11 protein-coding genes are annotated in these 13,045 nt (G+C 40.6%); 2 read left to right on the top strand and 9 right to left on the bottom strand.

The annotated features are described in order from the left end of the window. Positions 1-100: 100 nt before the first annotated feature. The 8 genes from ACERJO_RS17735 to secA form a co-directional block, all read right to left on the bottom strand. A complete protein-coding gene (locus ACERJO_RS17735; protein WP_373648361.1) occupies positions 101-1,549 on the bottom strand; it encodes a S41 family peptidase in 1,449 nt (482 codons plus the stop codon). A gap of 544 nt (positions 1,550-2,093) precedes the next feature. After that, positions 2,094-3,407: a murein hydrolase activator EnvC family protein gene (locus ACERJO_RS17730; RefSeq protein WP_373648360.1), complete on the bottom strand. Its 1,314-nt coding sequence runs from the start codon at positions 3,405-3,407 to the stop codon at positions 2,094-2,096. Between the two features lie 17 nt (positions 3,408-3,424). Then, positions 3,425-4,318 (bottom strand): permease-like cell division protein FtsX, encoded by an 894-nt coding sequence (gene ftsX, locus ACERJO_RS17725; RefSeq protein WP_247106558.1) that lies wholly within the window; start codon positions 4,316-4,318, stop codon positions 3,425-3,427. Then, positions 4,308-4,994, bottom strand: a complete 687-nt coding sequence (gene ftsE, locus ACERJO_RS17720) for a cell division ATP-binding protein FtsE (protein WP_247106655.1) — start codon at positions 4,992-4,994, stop codon at positions 4,308-4,310. The genes ftsX and ftsE overlap by 11 nt, the downstream gene beginning before the upstream one ends. 396 nt (positions 4,995-5,390) lie before the next feature. Beyond that, positions 5,391-5,750 carry a c-type cytochrome gene (locus tag ACERJO_RS17715; RefSeq protein ID WP_247106556.1) on the bottom strand — a complete coding sequence of 120 codons (360 nt, stop codon included), beginning with the start codon at positions 5,748-5,750 and terminating at the stop codon, positions 5,391-5,393. Between the two features lie 133 nt (positions 5,751-5,883). Further along, positions 5,884-6,750 carry a YitT family protein gene (locus tag ACERJO_RS17710; RefSeq protein ID WP_247106554.1) on the bottom strand — a complete coding sequence of 289 codons (867 nt, stop codon included), beginning with the start codon at positions 6,748-6,750 and terminating at the stop codon, positions 5,884-5,886. Between the two features lie 292 nt (positions 6,751-7,042). Beyond that, positions 7,043-8,156, bottom strand: a protein-coding gene (gene prfB / locus ACERJO_RS17705; protein WP_247106654.1) for a peptide chain release factor 2 whose coding sequence is annotated in 2 segments (ribosomal slippage) — positions 7,043-8,083 and positions 8,085-8,156 — 1,113 coding nt in all. Because the reading frame shifts where the segments join, the coding sequence is not laid out codon by codon here. 110 nt (positions 8,157-8,266) lie between these two features. Continuing rightward, positions 8,267-10,777 carry a preprotein translocase subunit SecA gene (secA, locus tag ACERJO_RS17700; RefSeq protein ID WP_373648358.1) on the bottom strand — a complete coding sequence of 837 codons (2,511 nt, stop codon included), beginning with the start codon at positions 10,775-10,777 and terminating at the stop codon, positions 8,267-8,269. A gap of 172 nt (positions 10,778-10,949) precedes the next feature. On the opposite strand from secA, the gene ACERJO_RS17695 reads away from it, so the two are divergent. Next, complete coding sequence (locus ACERJO_RS17695) at positions 10,950-11,600, top strand: glycoside hydrolase domain-containing protein (RefSeq protein WP_373648357.1); 651 nt, start codon at positions 10,950-10,952, stop codon at positions 11,598-11,600. Positions 11,601-11,763: 163 nt separating this feature from the next. Here the strand turns inward: ACERJO_RS17695 and hpf are convergent, their stop codons facing one another. After that, positions 11,764-12,324: a ribosome hibernation-promoting factor, HPF/YfiA family gene (hpf, locus tag ACERJO_RS17690; RefSeq protein WP_247106548.1), complete on the bottom strand. Its 561-nt coding sequence runs from the start codon at positions 12,322-12,324 to the stop codon at positions 11,764-11,766. A gap of 205 nt (positions 12,325-12,529) precedes the next feature. Here hpf and ACERJO_RS17685 point away from each other — a divergent pair, with 205 nt between their 5' ends. Then, complete coding sequence (locus ACERJO_RS17685; RefSeq protein ID WP_373648397.1) at positions 12,530-12,709, top strand: hypothetical protein; 180 nt, start codon at positions 12,530-12,532, stop codon at positions 12,707-12,709. Positions 12,710-13,045 lie beyond the last annotated feature (336 nt).

Here is a 13,045-nt window from a genome sequence, read left to right as displayed (position 1 = left end):
AATTCTTGTGGTGAATGGCTTTCTGACCACAAGACACGTAACGAACGGATCGATCCCCCTATTTTTGGGTGCTTTTTTTCAAGCTCTTTCAATTAGACGCTCATTCGTTGATTTGCTCAATAACAACTTCAATCGCTTGATTGAGTTGACGGTCATTTTCTCGTTCACGCACTTCCTCAACGACGCGTTCATGCAACGTCGATGCTGTATCTTCATCTATGACACCTGTCACATCTAGGTCATTTTCTTCTTGGAAGGCTCGAACCGCTTCAGTTGTCTCCGTACTGAAATATCCATCCTCACGTCCAGGGTCATATCCTAAACCATTTAACATAATTTGAGCACTTCTAATTTGCTCACTTAGCATGTCCTCTTCATAAGGGTCTACATCCACTGAAACTGGAGCTGTATAGAAGTAATCCGGCTGCATCACTTCAATGGTCGGCTCTACACCTACGCCATTAATATCATTACCTGCTGAAGTTAACCACTTAAACACGGACAGCTTTAATTGACTACCATCACCTAATGGAATCGTATTTTGAACCGTGCCTTTCCCAAATGTTGTTTCCCCGATTACATCATATTCACCTGCTTCAATTAACGCAGCAGATAAGATTTCGGATGCGGATGCGGATGCGCGATCCGTTATACCGACGATCGGGTATGGTTTAGGATCATTTAATGGAGACAAGAAACGCATCTTTTCTCCTGATCGACTTTCTGTCTGAACGATTGGCTGCTGATTGGGAATAATTAGCTTTCCTATTTCTTCAACTTGGTCTAAATAACCTCCTGGATTACCACGCACATCAATGATTAAACCGTCCATTCCTTTTGATTCTAATTCTTCTAACGCAGCTTCAAAGCGTTCTGCCGTATCAATAGAGAACGATATAATTTCTATTAGCCCAATCTCCTGTCCATCTCGCTCAATTAGCTCATGACGAACGGTTTCAATTGGGATTTCATCACGAACAACTGGGATTGTGACGAGTTCACTAGCCGTTTCACGTTCAATCGTTAAATGAACGGTTGTACCTTTTTCACCACGGATTTGCATAACTGCCTCTTGTAACGATAACCCTTCTGTCGCTTCTCCGTCTATTTCAATAATTTGATCATTAGGTAGTAAGCCCGCACGCTCTGCTGGAGATTCGCGCATAGGCGTCACAATCGTTACCTTCCCGTCAGACATCATCACTTCTGCACCAATACCTTCAAAATGAGAGCCGAGCGATTCAGTAAATTGACTCGCTTCTTCTTGATCCATATAAACCGAGTATGGGTCACCTAGCGCTTCTAACATCCCATCAATGGCCCCTTGTAACAACTCATTATGATCAACGTCTTCAACATAATGTTCTTCAATAATGAGACGAACTGCCTCGAATTTTTCCAGGAACTCTTCATCTCCAGAAGCAATGGCTTCAACTTGCTCTTCTATATCAGGTGTACTTACGGACGTTGGATCTGGTTGAAGGAAAACGGCATAAGCGCCTAATCCTACAATCACTGCCAAAATCATGATGATTTGTCCTTTTTTCATTTATGACCAACTCCTTAATAGGTTACGGGGCCTTCTTATATAGGCTTGTTGCCAAACTCTTACATGCTCAATAAGTATTCGAACTTTTTCGCGTTATGTAAATTTCATACTTTTGAAAGGAAAAGACACTACACAGGTACCATTGTGTACTGCCCGTCATCTTATTGTAACGTATGCTCTTACTAGACAAGTTATACGGTCTTTTGATCTCTACTTAATTGTAGACAAACAAAGAAACAAAGTCAAAAAGAAGCAAGGTTTCTCGATACATATCAAATGAGAAGCAGGTTCATATGGAGAGAAGCCATCCAACAAGCTTATATACATTTAAGAAAAAACGCGATACCATTACAACGTTTTGAGTTTATATGAATGTAGGGCTCTTTCATATAAACGTGTAACGAGCGAAGCCAATTCCTCCCGCGAATCCGCCACCTACTTCCTCCATGACTAAACTTCTAAGGACGTTATTAAATTTCTTGCCTTTTAAACAAAAGCCACTGAAAAGGGTATGCTTACCCTTCCAGTGGCCTCCATGTAACCTTTAGTTCGGAATATATCTCATTGGATCAACAGAGTTCGATTTCGCTCCATTCCATCCACCTTCGTGTACCTCAAAGTGTAAGTGAGCACCAAATGAATGGCCTGTATTCCCCATTAGCCCTAATTGCTGTCCCTTATTGACACTTTGCCCTTTTGATACTTCACGATTCTCCAGATGAGCGTATAACGTTGTCACAAGGTCACCATTAACAACATGGGCAATTAAGATAACATTCCCATAACTATTTGAATAGTAAGAATCAACGACCGTTCCATCGGCAACAGCTACAATGGGCACATCGCCTGTGCGTCCATTTTTCCCAATATCGATACCGTGGTGGAAGCTACCACCATTGAAGCTACGATAACCATAGCTTGATGTAATTCGACCAGTTGCTGGACGCATAAACCCTGAATCAGTAACTTCTGGTGCTGCGTGCGTTTGATTTGAACGTGATGGCTGTGATGATGATGTATTCGAGCTCGCTGCTGCTTCTGCTTCTTCCTGACGTTTGCGCTCTTCCTCTTCTTGACGCTTACGTTCCTCATAAGCCTCAAGCTCTTTCTTCAATGCTGCTTCTTGCGCCTTTAAAATCTCTTCGGCATTTTCCAGCTCACCAAGATCCGTATGTAGCTCGTCTTCTTTTTGTTGGAGCTGTGTCATCACTTGATCCTTTTCTTCACGTTGCTCTTCTAATCTAGCCATTAGATTCTCTAATTCTTCTAAATGAGATTCTAAAATCATTAATTGTTCTTCTACTTCCGTTTTAGCTTCTTCAAGCTGTTCATGATCAGCAATATGCGCATCTAAAATATTGCGATCTTGTTGAGCAATCATTGATAATGCATTGACTCGACTTAAGAAATCACTAAACGATTGTGAACCTAGTACCACATCCAAATAATTAACTGATCCACCTGATTGATACATCGTCCGAGCTCGGTCACGAAGCAATTCGTCTCTTTCCGCAATACGCTCTTCGAGAATTTCAATCTCTTCTTGCAGGCGTTCGATTTCCTCTTGAACATCCTCAATCTCCGCTCGTTTTTCACGAATTTGTTGATTTGTTTCAGCTGCTTCATGATCAATACGCTCGATTTCGCTGTTTAGCTCTTGCATTTCTTCTTCTAGCTGCTGTAATTCTTCTTCTGTTTTTTCAGCTTCCTCTGCCGTCTCTTGACGTTCTTTTTCTACTTCTGAAATTTGCTCACGTAATTCACTATTTGCCAAGGCTTGTTCCGAAATGAAATCAATGCTTAGCGAACTTGCTGCGATCAAGATCGCTAACGCAATAAATAATAATTTCCTCCTCATCCAATTGCTCCTCCTAGTTATACTTTTAAGAATTTTCGTACGGACACCATACTTCCCCAAATTCCAATAAACGCTCCTATTAATAGGAGTAACAATCCGATTTGCCAAGTAATAGGAAAAACCGGTAACAATGAAAATAACAGGTCAGCTTGTCCATCAAAGAGCTCTGTTAAATAGTAGTAACCTACACCAATAATCGCAATTGGGATAATGGCTCCGATTCCACCAAGCAGGACACCTTCAATGAAAAACGGCCAACGAATAAAACCATTTGTTGCTCCTACTAGTTTCATAATTTGTATTTCTCGCTTACGGGCAACGATCGTTAATTTAATCGTGTTTGCAATTAAAAACATCGCTGTGAACATCATTCCAAGCACGAGGACTAATCCGACTGTGCGAACCATGTTTGTGATCGCAAATAAGCGTTCAACTGTCTCTCTACCAAAATCAACTTGCTCCACATGCCTAAGATCTTCAATTTGACTCGCTACTTGTTCCGTCAATTGAGGGTCAACAGCCCGAACGACGAATACATCATTCAGTGGGTTTTCTTCACCACGCATTGATTCAAAGATTTCACCATATTCATCAAGGCTTGTAATAAATTGCTCTAAGCCTTCTTCACGATCCACATACGTAATACTATTTACATTCTCTATTGTTTCAATTTCAGATAATAGCTCGTCCTGCTGCTCTTCAGATGCAGTAAGATCAATAAACACCATAATTTCCACATCATCTTCTACACCTTGAACAATGTTGCTCACATTCATAATGAGTAACAGAAATACACCAACAATAAAGAGCATAATCGCAACGGCACTAATAGATGCAAACGTCATCCAACCATTACGGATAAGGTTTTTCGAGCCTTCTCGTAAGTGACGTCCGACGGTTCTAGCTTTCATAACCGTAGCTCCCCCTTACTTCATCACGAACAACTCGTCCACTTTCAATCGCGATCACTCGCTTCTTAATTGTATTGACAATATCTTTGTTGTGTGTCGCCATAATAATCGTTGTCCCCCGGTGATTAATCTCATCTAAGATGTCCATAATTCCCCACGCTGTATCAGGGTCTAAATTCCCAGTAGGCTCGTCCGCTATTAATACTTCTGGATTGTTGACAATCGCTCTCGCAATCGCAACGCGTTGCTGTTCCCCACCAGAGAGTTCGCTTGGTAGAGACCTAGCCTTATTTTTTAATAGAACGACATCAAGCACATCCATGACGCGCCTCTTAATAACGGATGGACTTTCTTCGATGACTTCGAGTGCAAACGCAACATTTTCATACACAGTTAATGATGGTAGAAGTTTAAAATCTTGAAAGACGACACCGATTTTACGTCTTATATATGGTATGTGCTTATGTTTAAGCTTTGTTATGTTAACACCATCTATTAGAATATCTCCTTTAGACGGTGATTCTTCACGGTACACCATTTTAATAAAAGTTGATTTCCCAGCGCCACTTGGACCAACTACATATACAAACTCACCCTTTTTAATATGTAAGTTAATTCCATTAATAGCTCTAACATTGTTTGGATAAGACTTCCAGACGTCTGTCATTTTGATCATTTCATCACTTCCTTGCATCTCCAATTGCTTGCTCATGTTGTTAGTCTGGTTTGCCTTAGTAAATCTAATTTCTTCTAAACCCGATAGAAAAACACCTATCCAATCAATTAAAAAGGTGTTGAAAGATTATAGACCGACACTTTTTATGTCGGATGCTGAAATTATTATACCATCAATCGTTCAAAATAGTGTCTAAAATTATATTACATTTTCATTTCAGATTGATTTCTTTCTAATATTTTCAAGTTACTTACATGTACAATGGCGAAATACGATGTATAGTCCAATGATTATGGTCATAGGATTCTTTTATTAATCGCCACTACTTATATTATCGACAAAAAAATAAGCATTTTTGACAAAAAGCATCAAAAACACTTATTTTTTCTTCATCTTTTATTGTGCTAGTATCCATTTGGCTAAATTTTCTGCTTCATCCGGCTCTAAATCTTGTGGAGGCATTGTCTTTTGTCCATGCTCTAGAACATGAACAATTTCTTCAACGGAAAGGCCAGAATCAATAAGTCCAGGTCCCGATCCTCCTCCTTGAAGGTTTTGCCCATGGCAGCCGATACAGCTTCGATTGTAAATGTCCTCTGCCGCTGTTGCATCAAAATCCCCTGTTGCCGCTTCCTCATCAGCAGGTGCCTCATCCACAGGAGTGTCATCTTCTACAGGCGCATCATCACCACCAGCTCCACAGGCTGTCATAGCCGCTACAGCAACAAAGCCGATCATCATTAGAATTTTTTTCATGTTATCACTCCTTTCTTCACTTTGTAGTATAGCCTAATTTTCTATTTTTTTATTAATCGTCACATTTATTTCACGATCTTTCGAATAGATTCATTCAATTTTCTGTCAAATTTCATATCGCACGCATTCCTACTTATTGTTTAAATCCTTCACCTAATACTTCTGTCGCATTTGAAACGATCACAAATGCTTTCGGGTCAACCTGTTGCACGACATTTTTTAATTTCGTCACTTCGTTTTGATGAACAACACACATGAGAACGTCTCGCTCTTGTGCAGTATATCCGCCGTACCCATTAAGCCTCGTAACACCGCGATCAACATCTGACAAGATGCTTTGTCTTACTAACTCATGTTGATCGGAAATAATGTAAGCAACCTTTGCATAGCCAACACCCATTTGCACAACATCAATTGTTTTCCCTGTAACGTATAAGCTAATTAAGGCATATAGAGCTAATTCAATATCAAACACAACTGCTGACATTAGCACGACAATTCCATCCATAAAAAACACAGCTACGCCTAACGACAGCCCTGAAAACTTATGAATAATTTGTGCAACTAAATCGGTTCCTCCCGTACTAGCGCTTGCGCGAAAGACTAAGCCTAATCCAATACCTACGCCAATCCCGCCAAATAGAGCACCGAGCAAAGCATCCTCAAGTCCAACCGACCAATCTCTCGTAAAGAAAACGACTAATGGTAAGAATGCAGTTCCAACAAACGTTTTAATGCCATATTTCAGTCCACCTAATAACAAAATCCCTAATAGGAATAAAGGAATATTAAACGCCCATTGTGTAAAAGCTGGCTCAAAACCAAATGCATAAGCAAAAATCGTACTTAACCCACTTACGCCTCCAGACGCAATCCGATTAGGCAGCAAAAATAGATTAAACGCAATGGCCACTACTGCTGCTCCAATTAAAATATATGAATAATCAATTAAGCCTTGCTGAAACCTACTACGAGGCCCTCTTCTTCTTCCCTTCTTCATTCGACTCTCTCCTTCTTACTATAAAATCCTAGCGTAGTATAGCACCGCTCCCTTGCTTTGTAAACGCGAGTACGGTGCCACGTTAAAGGAAACCAAGGTTCACCGTTTTATGAATGAACAGCTTCTCTCCAAGCAGGATCTTCTTTCCGCTATCTAGTCTTTTTCTGCTTCGTTTTCTATTAATTAAATCGTATTAACGAAATGAAGATCTGACCCTTGAAAGCAAAGACGTTATGCTCCGTAATCAAACGAAAAAAACCCGAATGCATCGGGTTTTCGCGACTTCTGTCATTTATGTCGTTTTTTGACCTAATGATAAACGAAGATAGGCATCAATAAAGCCATCAATCTCTCCGTCCATCACACCATTAGTATTGCCGATTTCATGATTTGTGCGGTGATCCTTGACCATACTATATGGGTGGAACACATAAGAGCGAATTTGACTCCCCCAACCAATTTCCTTCTGTTCTCCACGAATTTCAGCCAATTCCCGTTCCTGCTCTTCAATTTTCAACTGATAAAGCTTCGCCTTCATCATTTTCATTGCTTGCTCACGGTTTTTAATTTGTGAACGTTCGCTTTGACATGTCACAACAGTATTTGTCGGCACATGTGTAATACGTACAGCTGAATCCGTTGTATTAATATGCTGACCACCTGCACCACTTGCCCGGTACGTGTCAATTTTCAACTCTTCCGGTGATATATCAATATCAATATTGTCATCTAGCTCTGGCATAATCTCACATGAAGCAAATGACGTATGACGTCGACCTGAAGAATCAAATGGAGAAATTCGTACGAGGCGATGGACGCCTTTTTCAGCTTTTAAATAACCATATGCATTGTGACCTTTAATTAACAAAGTAACGCTTTTAACTCCAGCCTCATCACCAGGTAAGTAATCTAACGTTTCGACTTTAAAGCCCTTCTTCTCTGCCCAGCGGGTGTACATACGCAAAAGCATTGATGCCCAGTCTTGAGACTCTGTCCCACCAGCCCCTGGATGAAGCTCTAAGATCGCATTGTTCTTATCATAGGGTTCACTTAATAATAGCTGTAATTCAAAGTCACTCACTGCTTGCAGCAAAGCTACAACTCCTTGCTCCAGCTCACTTTGCAAATCAGCATCAGCCTCTTCTTTGACAAGCTCATAGGAAACCTCTAAATCCTCAAACTGCCCTTCAAGCTCTAAAAAGGTATCTACCTGTTCTTTTAAGCCATTACTCTCAGTAATAACAACTTGAGCCGCATCCTGGTCATCCCAAAAGCTCGGATCAGCCATCTTATCCTCTAATTCAGCGATTCGCTCTTGCTTCTGTTCGAGGTCAAAGAGACCCCCTAAACTCAGTAAGACGTTTCGCAATTACCGTTAATTCCTGCTTCACTTCAACTAAATCCATTACACATTCACCTGCAATTGTAGTCCAGTACCTCATCATGAAGGACCGGACTACCCTTCCTATAATAATTAAGTGGCTATTAAAGTTTCCTCTTCAACATCAGTTGCTACTTATGAACCACAACAATGCTTATACTTCTTCCCACTACCACACGTACAAGGGTCATTACGTCCGACTGTTGTTCCTTTTCGGATTGGCGTTTTTTTCTTCGGCTCCTGTTTCTCACTTTGCTGCACAGCCTTCCCTTCTGCCACTTTCTGACGTTCAAGGTTCTGCTGTACTTGAGCTTTCATAATATACATGGATACTTCTTCTTCAATCGATGCAATCATCGCCTCAAACATTTCATATCCTTCAAAGCGATATTCACGTAACGGATCATTTTGACCATATGCACGTAAATGAATACCTTGACGTAATTGATCCATCTGATCAATATGATTCATCCATTTGCGGTCAACCGTTCTAAGCATAATGACTTTTTCAAATTCCCGCATATGCTCAGGAGTAAATGATTCTTCTTTTTTATTATAGTCGGACGTTACCTTTTCGATGATTAATTCAATCATTTCTTCCGGATCTTTTCCTTTTAGTTCAGCTTCATTTAGATCCTCTTCAACGAGCAAGTTTCCTTTTATATAATTGACAATCGCTGTTAAATCCCAATCCTCTGGAACTTCTGTCTCTGGTGTATGAAGTCCAACCGTACGTTCAATAACGGATTTGATCATATTTTCAACAATGTTACGTAAGTTCTCCGACTCCAATACTTCCAAACGTTGCTTATAAATAATTTCACGCTGTTCACGCATAACATCATCGTATTGTAAAATCTGCTTACGTGCATCAAAGTTGTTCCCTTCCACACGCTTCTGAGCTGTCTCGACCGCACGTGAAACAAGCTTACTCTCAATCGGTTGATCCTCCTCCATGCCAAGTCGTTCCATCATGGAACGCATGTTATCTGAACCGAATCGACGCATTAATTCATCTTCCATCGATAAGTAAAATTGAGTTGAACCTGGATCTCCTTGACGTCCAGAACGCCCACGGAGCTGATTATCAATTCGTCTACTTTCATGACGCTCAGTTCCTAATACGTGCAGGCCACCTAGCTCTTTCACACCTTCGCCAAGTTTAATGTCCGTACCACGCCCTGCCATATTTGTTGCGATCGTCACAGCTCCTTTTTGACCAGCACTTTCAATAATTTCTGCTTCATGCTCATGGTTTTTCGCGTTCAAAACATGATGTGGGATTCTACGCTTTTTCAGCATTGTCGCAACAAGCTCTGATGTATCAACACTGACCGTACCGACGAGAACAGGTTGTCCCTTTTTATGGAGCTCTTCAATTTCTTTCACAACTGCTTTAAATTTCGCTTCCATCGTCTTATAAATCAAATCTGCTCGATCGTCCCGTGCAATTGGCCTATTCGTCGGAATAGCCATAACATCCATTCCATAAATGTTGCGAAACTCTTCTTCCTCTGTTTTCGCTGTACCTGTCATCCCAGCAAGCTTCTGATAGCGACGGAAATAGTTTTGGAATGTAATGGAGGCTAATGTCATACTTTCCTTTTGAATTTGCAAGCCTTCCTTCGCCTCAATCGCTTGGTGTAGCCCATCACTATAACGACGTCCCTTCATAAGACGACCCGTAAATTGGTCAACGATGACGACTTCGCCTTCTTCCACAACGTAATCCGTATCACGTAGCATGACAACATGTGCCTTCAACGATTGATTCAAGTGATGATTCAGCTGCACATGCTTTTGATCGAATAAATTTTCAATTCCGAATGCACGCTCCGCTTTATTAACTCCTTCTTCTGTTAGCTGGACATTTTTTGTCTTTTCATCATACGTGAAATCCTCTTCCTTTTTCATGACACGTATGAATTGATTCGCTTGTTGATACAGTTGCGTCGAACGCTCAACCGATCCCGAAATAATAAGTGGCGTTCGCGCTTCATCGACTAAGATCGAATCAACCTCATCTACTAACGCAAAATGAAGCGGGCGCTGTACCATTTGCTCCTTGTAAAGCACCATATTGTCACGTAAGTAGTCAAAGCCAAGCTCATTGTTCGTACTATATGTAACATCTGCAGCATATGCCTGATGCTTCTCTTCCTTAGACAATCCCGACTGATTTAGACCGACTGTTAACCCTAAAAATTGAAACAACTCACCCATCATTTCACAGTCACGACGAGCTAAATATTCATTGACTGTTACAACGTGTACACCTTTTCCCGTAATTGCATTTAAATAAACTGGCAGTGTTCCAACTAGTGTTTTCCCTTCCCCTGTTTTCATTTCAGCTATATTTCCTTGGTGTAAGGCGATCGCCCCTAATAGCTGAACAGGGTAAGGGGTCATTTTCAATACTCGAGTGGAAGCCTCTCGAATCACCGCGTAGGCCTCAACTAACATACTATCTAAGCTTTCACCACGCTCATAACGACTTTTAAAGTCTTCTGTTTTTTGCTGGAGTTCATGATCAGATTTCAACTTCATTTCTGATGCGAGAGCTTCTATTTCCTCAACCAACTTTTCATTTTTTTTAAGCTGACGCTGGCTTGGGTCACCAATTACTTTCTTCAATAGTCCTAGCATTGAATTCGTCCTCTCTCTTTCAGTTTACTCCTACGTAAACTTGAAGCTATACTTATTCACCATTTTATCAATAAACGTTTTCTCTTACAAGATAATGCCATGTTGATATTTGAATTGGTATGAAATCGACTCACTCTTGCATAAATATAGACAAAAAGGAGGAATCGATAACATGCTGTTAAATTGGGGAGTGGATTCCGCTAGTGCAGTAACAAATGAACTATTAGATTGTGTCCGTACACAATTTGGTCAACCTGACTTTTGGGGTCGCTATTTACACACAATTGAAAATATTAGTGACGGCCTCACATCGGAGGAAATCCGTCTTATTCAAAATAACGGAATGAAGATCATGCCGATCTATAACAAATTCTCAGAAGCCATTGGGACACGAGCAGGTTCCGTCGCAGCACGAAATGCGATTTTTCGAGCTAGACAATTAGGTATAGGAGACGGCACATTTATTTTTGCGAACATTGAAAATTTCTTTCAAGTTGACGCTGACTGGATTATCTCTTGGGTGGAAGCCTTTTATACGAGCCCTTATCGTCCTGGTATGTATGCTGATCCTGATGAAGGTCCTTTTAATGAAGCCTATTGTCAAGCAACGGAAAGAAGCGAACTTGTATTAGAGCAATCGGTCATATGGAGCGCTGAACCAGAGCCAGGGCCGACAAGCAAGCGCGGTGCACCGAGGCGCTTTCAACCTAATCGTCCAAACTGTTCGGCGAATGTGTGGGCATGGCAATATGGTCGTGATGCCGATGCCTGTCCAATCGACACCGTTTTAATGGAATCACGACTTTATCAAACATTGACTTAACTCGTACGAACACACACTACTTAATAAGAAAAACCGCGTTAGCGTGCTTTTCTTATCCCGCTAGCTTCTCGGTTACTCCCACTCTTCCTTCCATGAATTTATAAGTTCTGATTTTACAAGAAAACCTCCACCATGAACGGTGGAGGTTGATCATCTATGTGTTCTACGCTTCTGGCTCAATTAAACCATATTTCCCATCTTTACGTTTATATACAACGCTCGTTGAGCCATTGACAGCATCTGAGAAGACAAAGAAATTATGTCCTAGCATGTCCATTTGTAAAATCGCTTCCTCAGCATCCATCGGCTTCAAATTAAAACGTTTCTTACGGACGATTTCCAATTCGTCATCATCAACAAGAGCCTCGCCGTTACCTTCAATGGGCTCAAGATCATTTCTAAACATGTATTTCAAACTACCCTCTTGACGAAACTTACGATTTACTTTCGTCTTATGCTTGCGGATTTGACGTTCAAGCTTCTCCACAACGATATCTATGGCTGCATACATATCCGTATGCTTCTCTTCTCCACGTAATAATAGCTGCGGCATAGGGATTGTAATTTCGATCATATGTTGATTATTGAGAACTTGCATTCTCACATTTACATCAGCTACAGGCGTCGTATCAAAATAACGTTCAAGCTTCCCTACCTTTTTCTCCACATAATCGCGAAGAGCTGGAGTTACTTCTAAGTTTTCACCACGAATATTGTATTTCATCTTGAACTCCTCCTTTTCTAACTATATATTCTATATACCCCAAATAAACTCCTTCTTAAACATTAATATTTTTTAGAATATTTTGATTCGTTGAACAATTTATGACATTCCCCGAAAATCATGCTTATTTTGTCATTCCATAAATCCTATTTATTTCACAGGAGCATAAAATAGGAATATATATTATAAAAGGACACCAAAAAAGTTGGAAAAAAAGCGGATACAAATGGAGTTGGTCTGGATTGAAAAGCTAGTACCAGAAGACCAACTTGTTCGTAAGTTAAATCAATCGATGAAGGTTGACTTTATCTACGATTTAGCAAAAGATCTTTACTCTTCTGACAAAGGACGGACACCGAGAAGGGTATCGAGAGTACCTATCTGATTCATCTATTTGCCAGACATGCGCTTTCTTACACCTATGCACCACGAGTAAAAATCATCAAAAGCTGGTTCTACGTCACAAACTAAAAAAATTAGCCAACTGAAACTGGAGAAACACACATCCTCCAGTGTCACCAACAAAAAACAGACGAAATAACGTAGAAACGCCTTTGAGAATCATTTCTCAAAGGCGTTTCTACGGTCTGCACCAAAAGCTGGTTTTTTAACTTAAACAATGAGCGAAACCATTGCCTGTTTGGGAAAGCTTGATACGAGTGGGTTTCTCGTAGTGTCCTTTAGTTTTAAACTTCAGTGAACTTATTTTTTACGGGATGCC

Source organism: Halalkalibacter sp. AB-rgal2, from assembly GCF_041821005.1.
GTDB lineage: Bacteria > Bacillota > Bacilli > Bacillales > Bacillaceae_D > Halalkalibacter.
Note: the sequence above shows the minus strand (reverse complement) of the source record. Positions and strands in the feature narration are given on the sequence as shown.

What these genes read in the sequence shown, in the direction of transcription:
- ACERJO_RS17735 (WP_373648361.1), bottom strand. Translation starts at nt 1,549, where the DNA reads ATGAAAAAAGGACAAATCATCATGATTTTGGCAGTGATTGTAGGATTA.
- ACERJO_RS17730 (WP_373648360.1), bottom strand. Translation starts at nt 3,407, where the DNA reads ATGAGGAGGAAATTATTATTTATTGCGTTAGCGATCTTGATCGCAGCA.
- ftsX (WP_247106558.1), bottom strand. Translation starts at nt 4,318, where the DNA reads ATGAAAGCTAGAACCGTCGGACGTCACTTACGAGAAGGCTCGAAAAAC.
- ftsE (WP_247106655.1), bottom strand. Translation starts at nt 4,994, where the DNA reads ATGATCAAAATGACAGACGTCTGGAAGTCTTATCCAAACAATGTTAGA.
- ACERJO_RS17715 (WP_247106556.1), bottom strand. Translation starts at nt 5,750, where the DNA reads ATGAAAAAAATTCTAATGATGATCGGCTTTGTTGCTGTAGCGGCTATG.
- ACERJO_RS17710 (WP_247106554.1), bottom strand. Translation starts at nt 6,750, where the DNA reads ATGAAGAAGGGAAGAAGAAGAGGGCCTCGTAGTAGGTTTCAGCAAGGC.
- secA (WP_373648358.1), bottom strand. Translation starts at nt 10,777, where the DNA reads ATGCTAGGACTATTGAAGAAAGTAATTGGTGACCCAAGCCAGCGTCAG.
- ACERJO_RS17695 (WP_373648357.1), top strand. Translation starts at nt 10,950, where the DNA reads ATGCTGTTAAATTGGGGAGTGGATTCCGCTAGTGCAGTAACAAATGAA.
- hpf (WP_247106548.1), bottom strand. Translation starts at nt 12,324, where the DNA reads ATGAAATACAATATTCGTGGTGAAAACTTAGAAGTAACTCCAGCTCTT.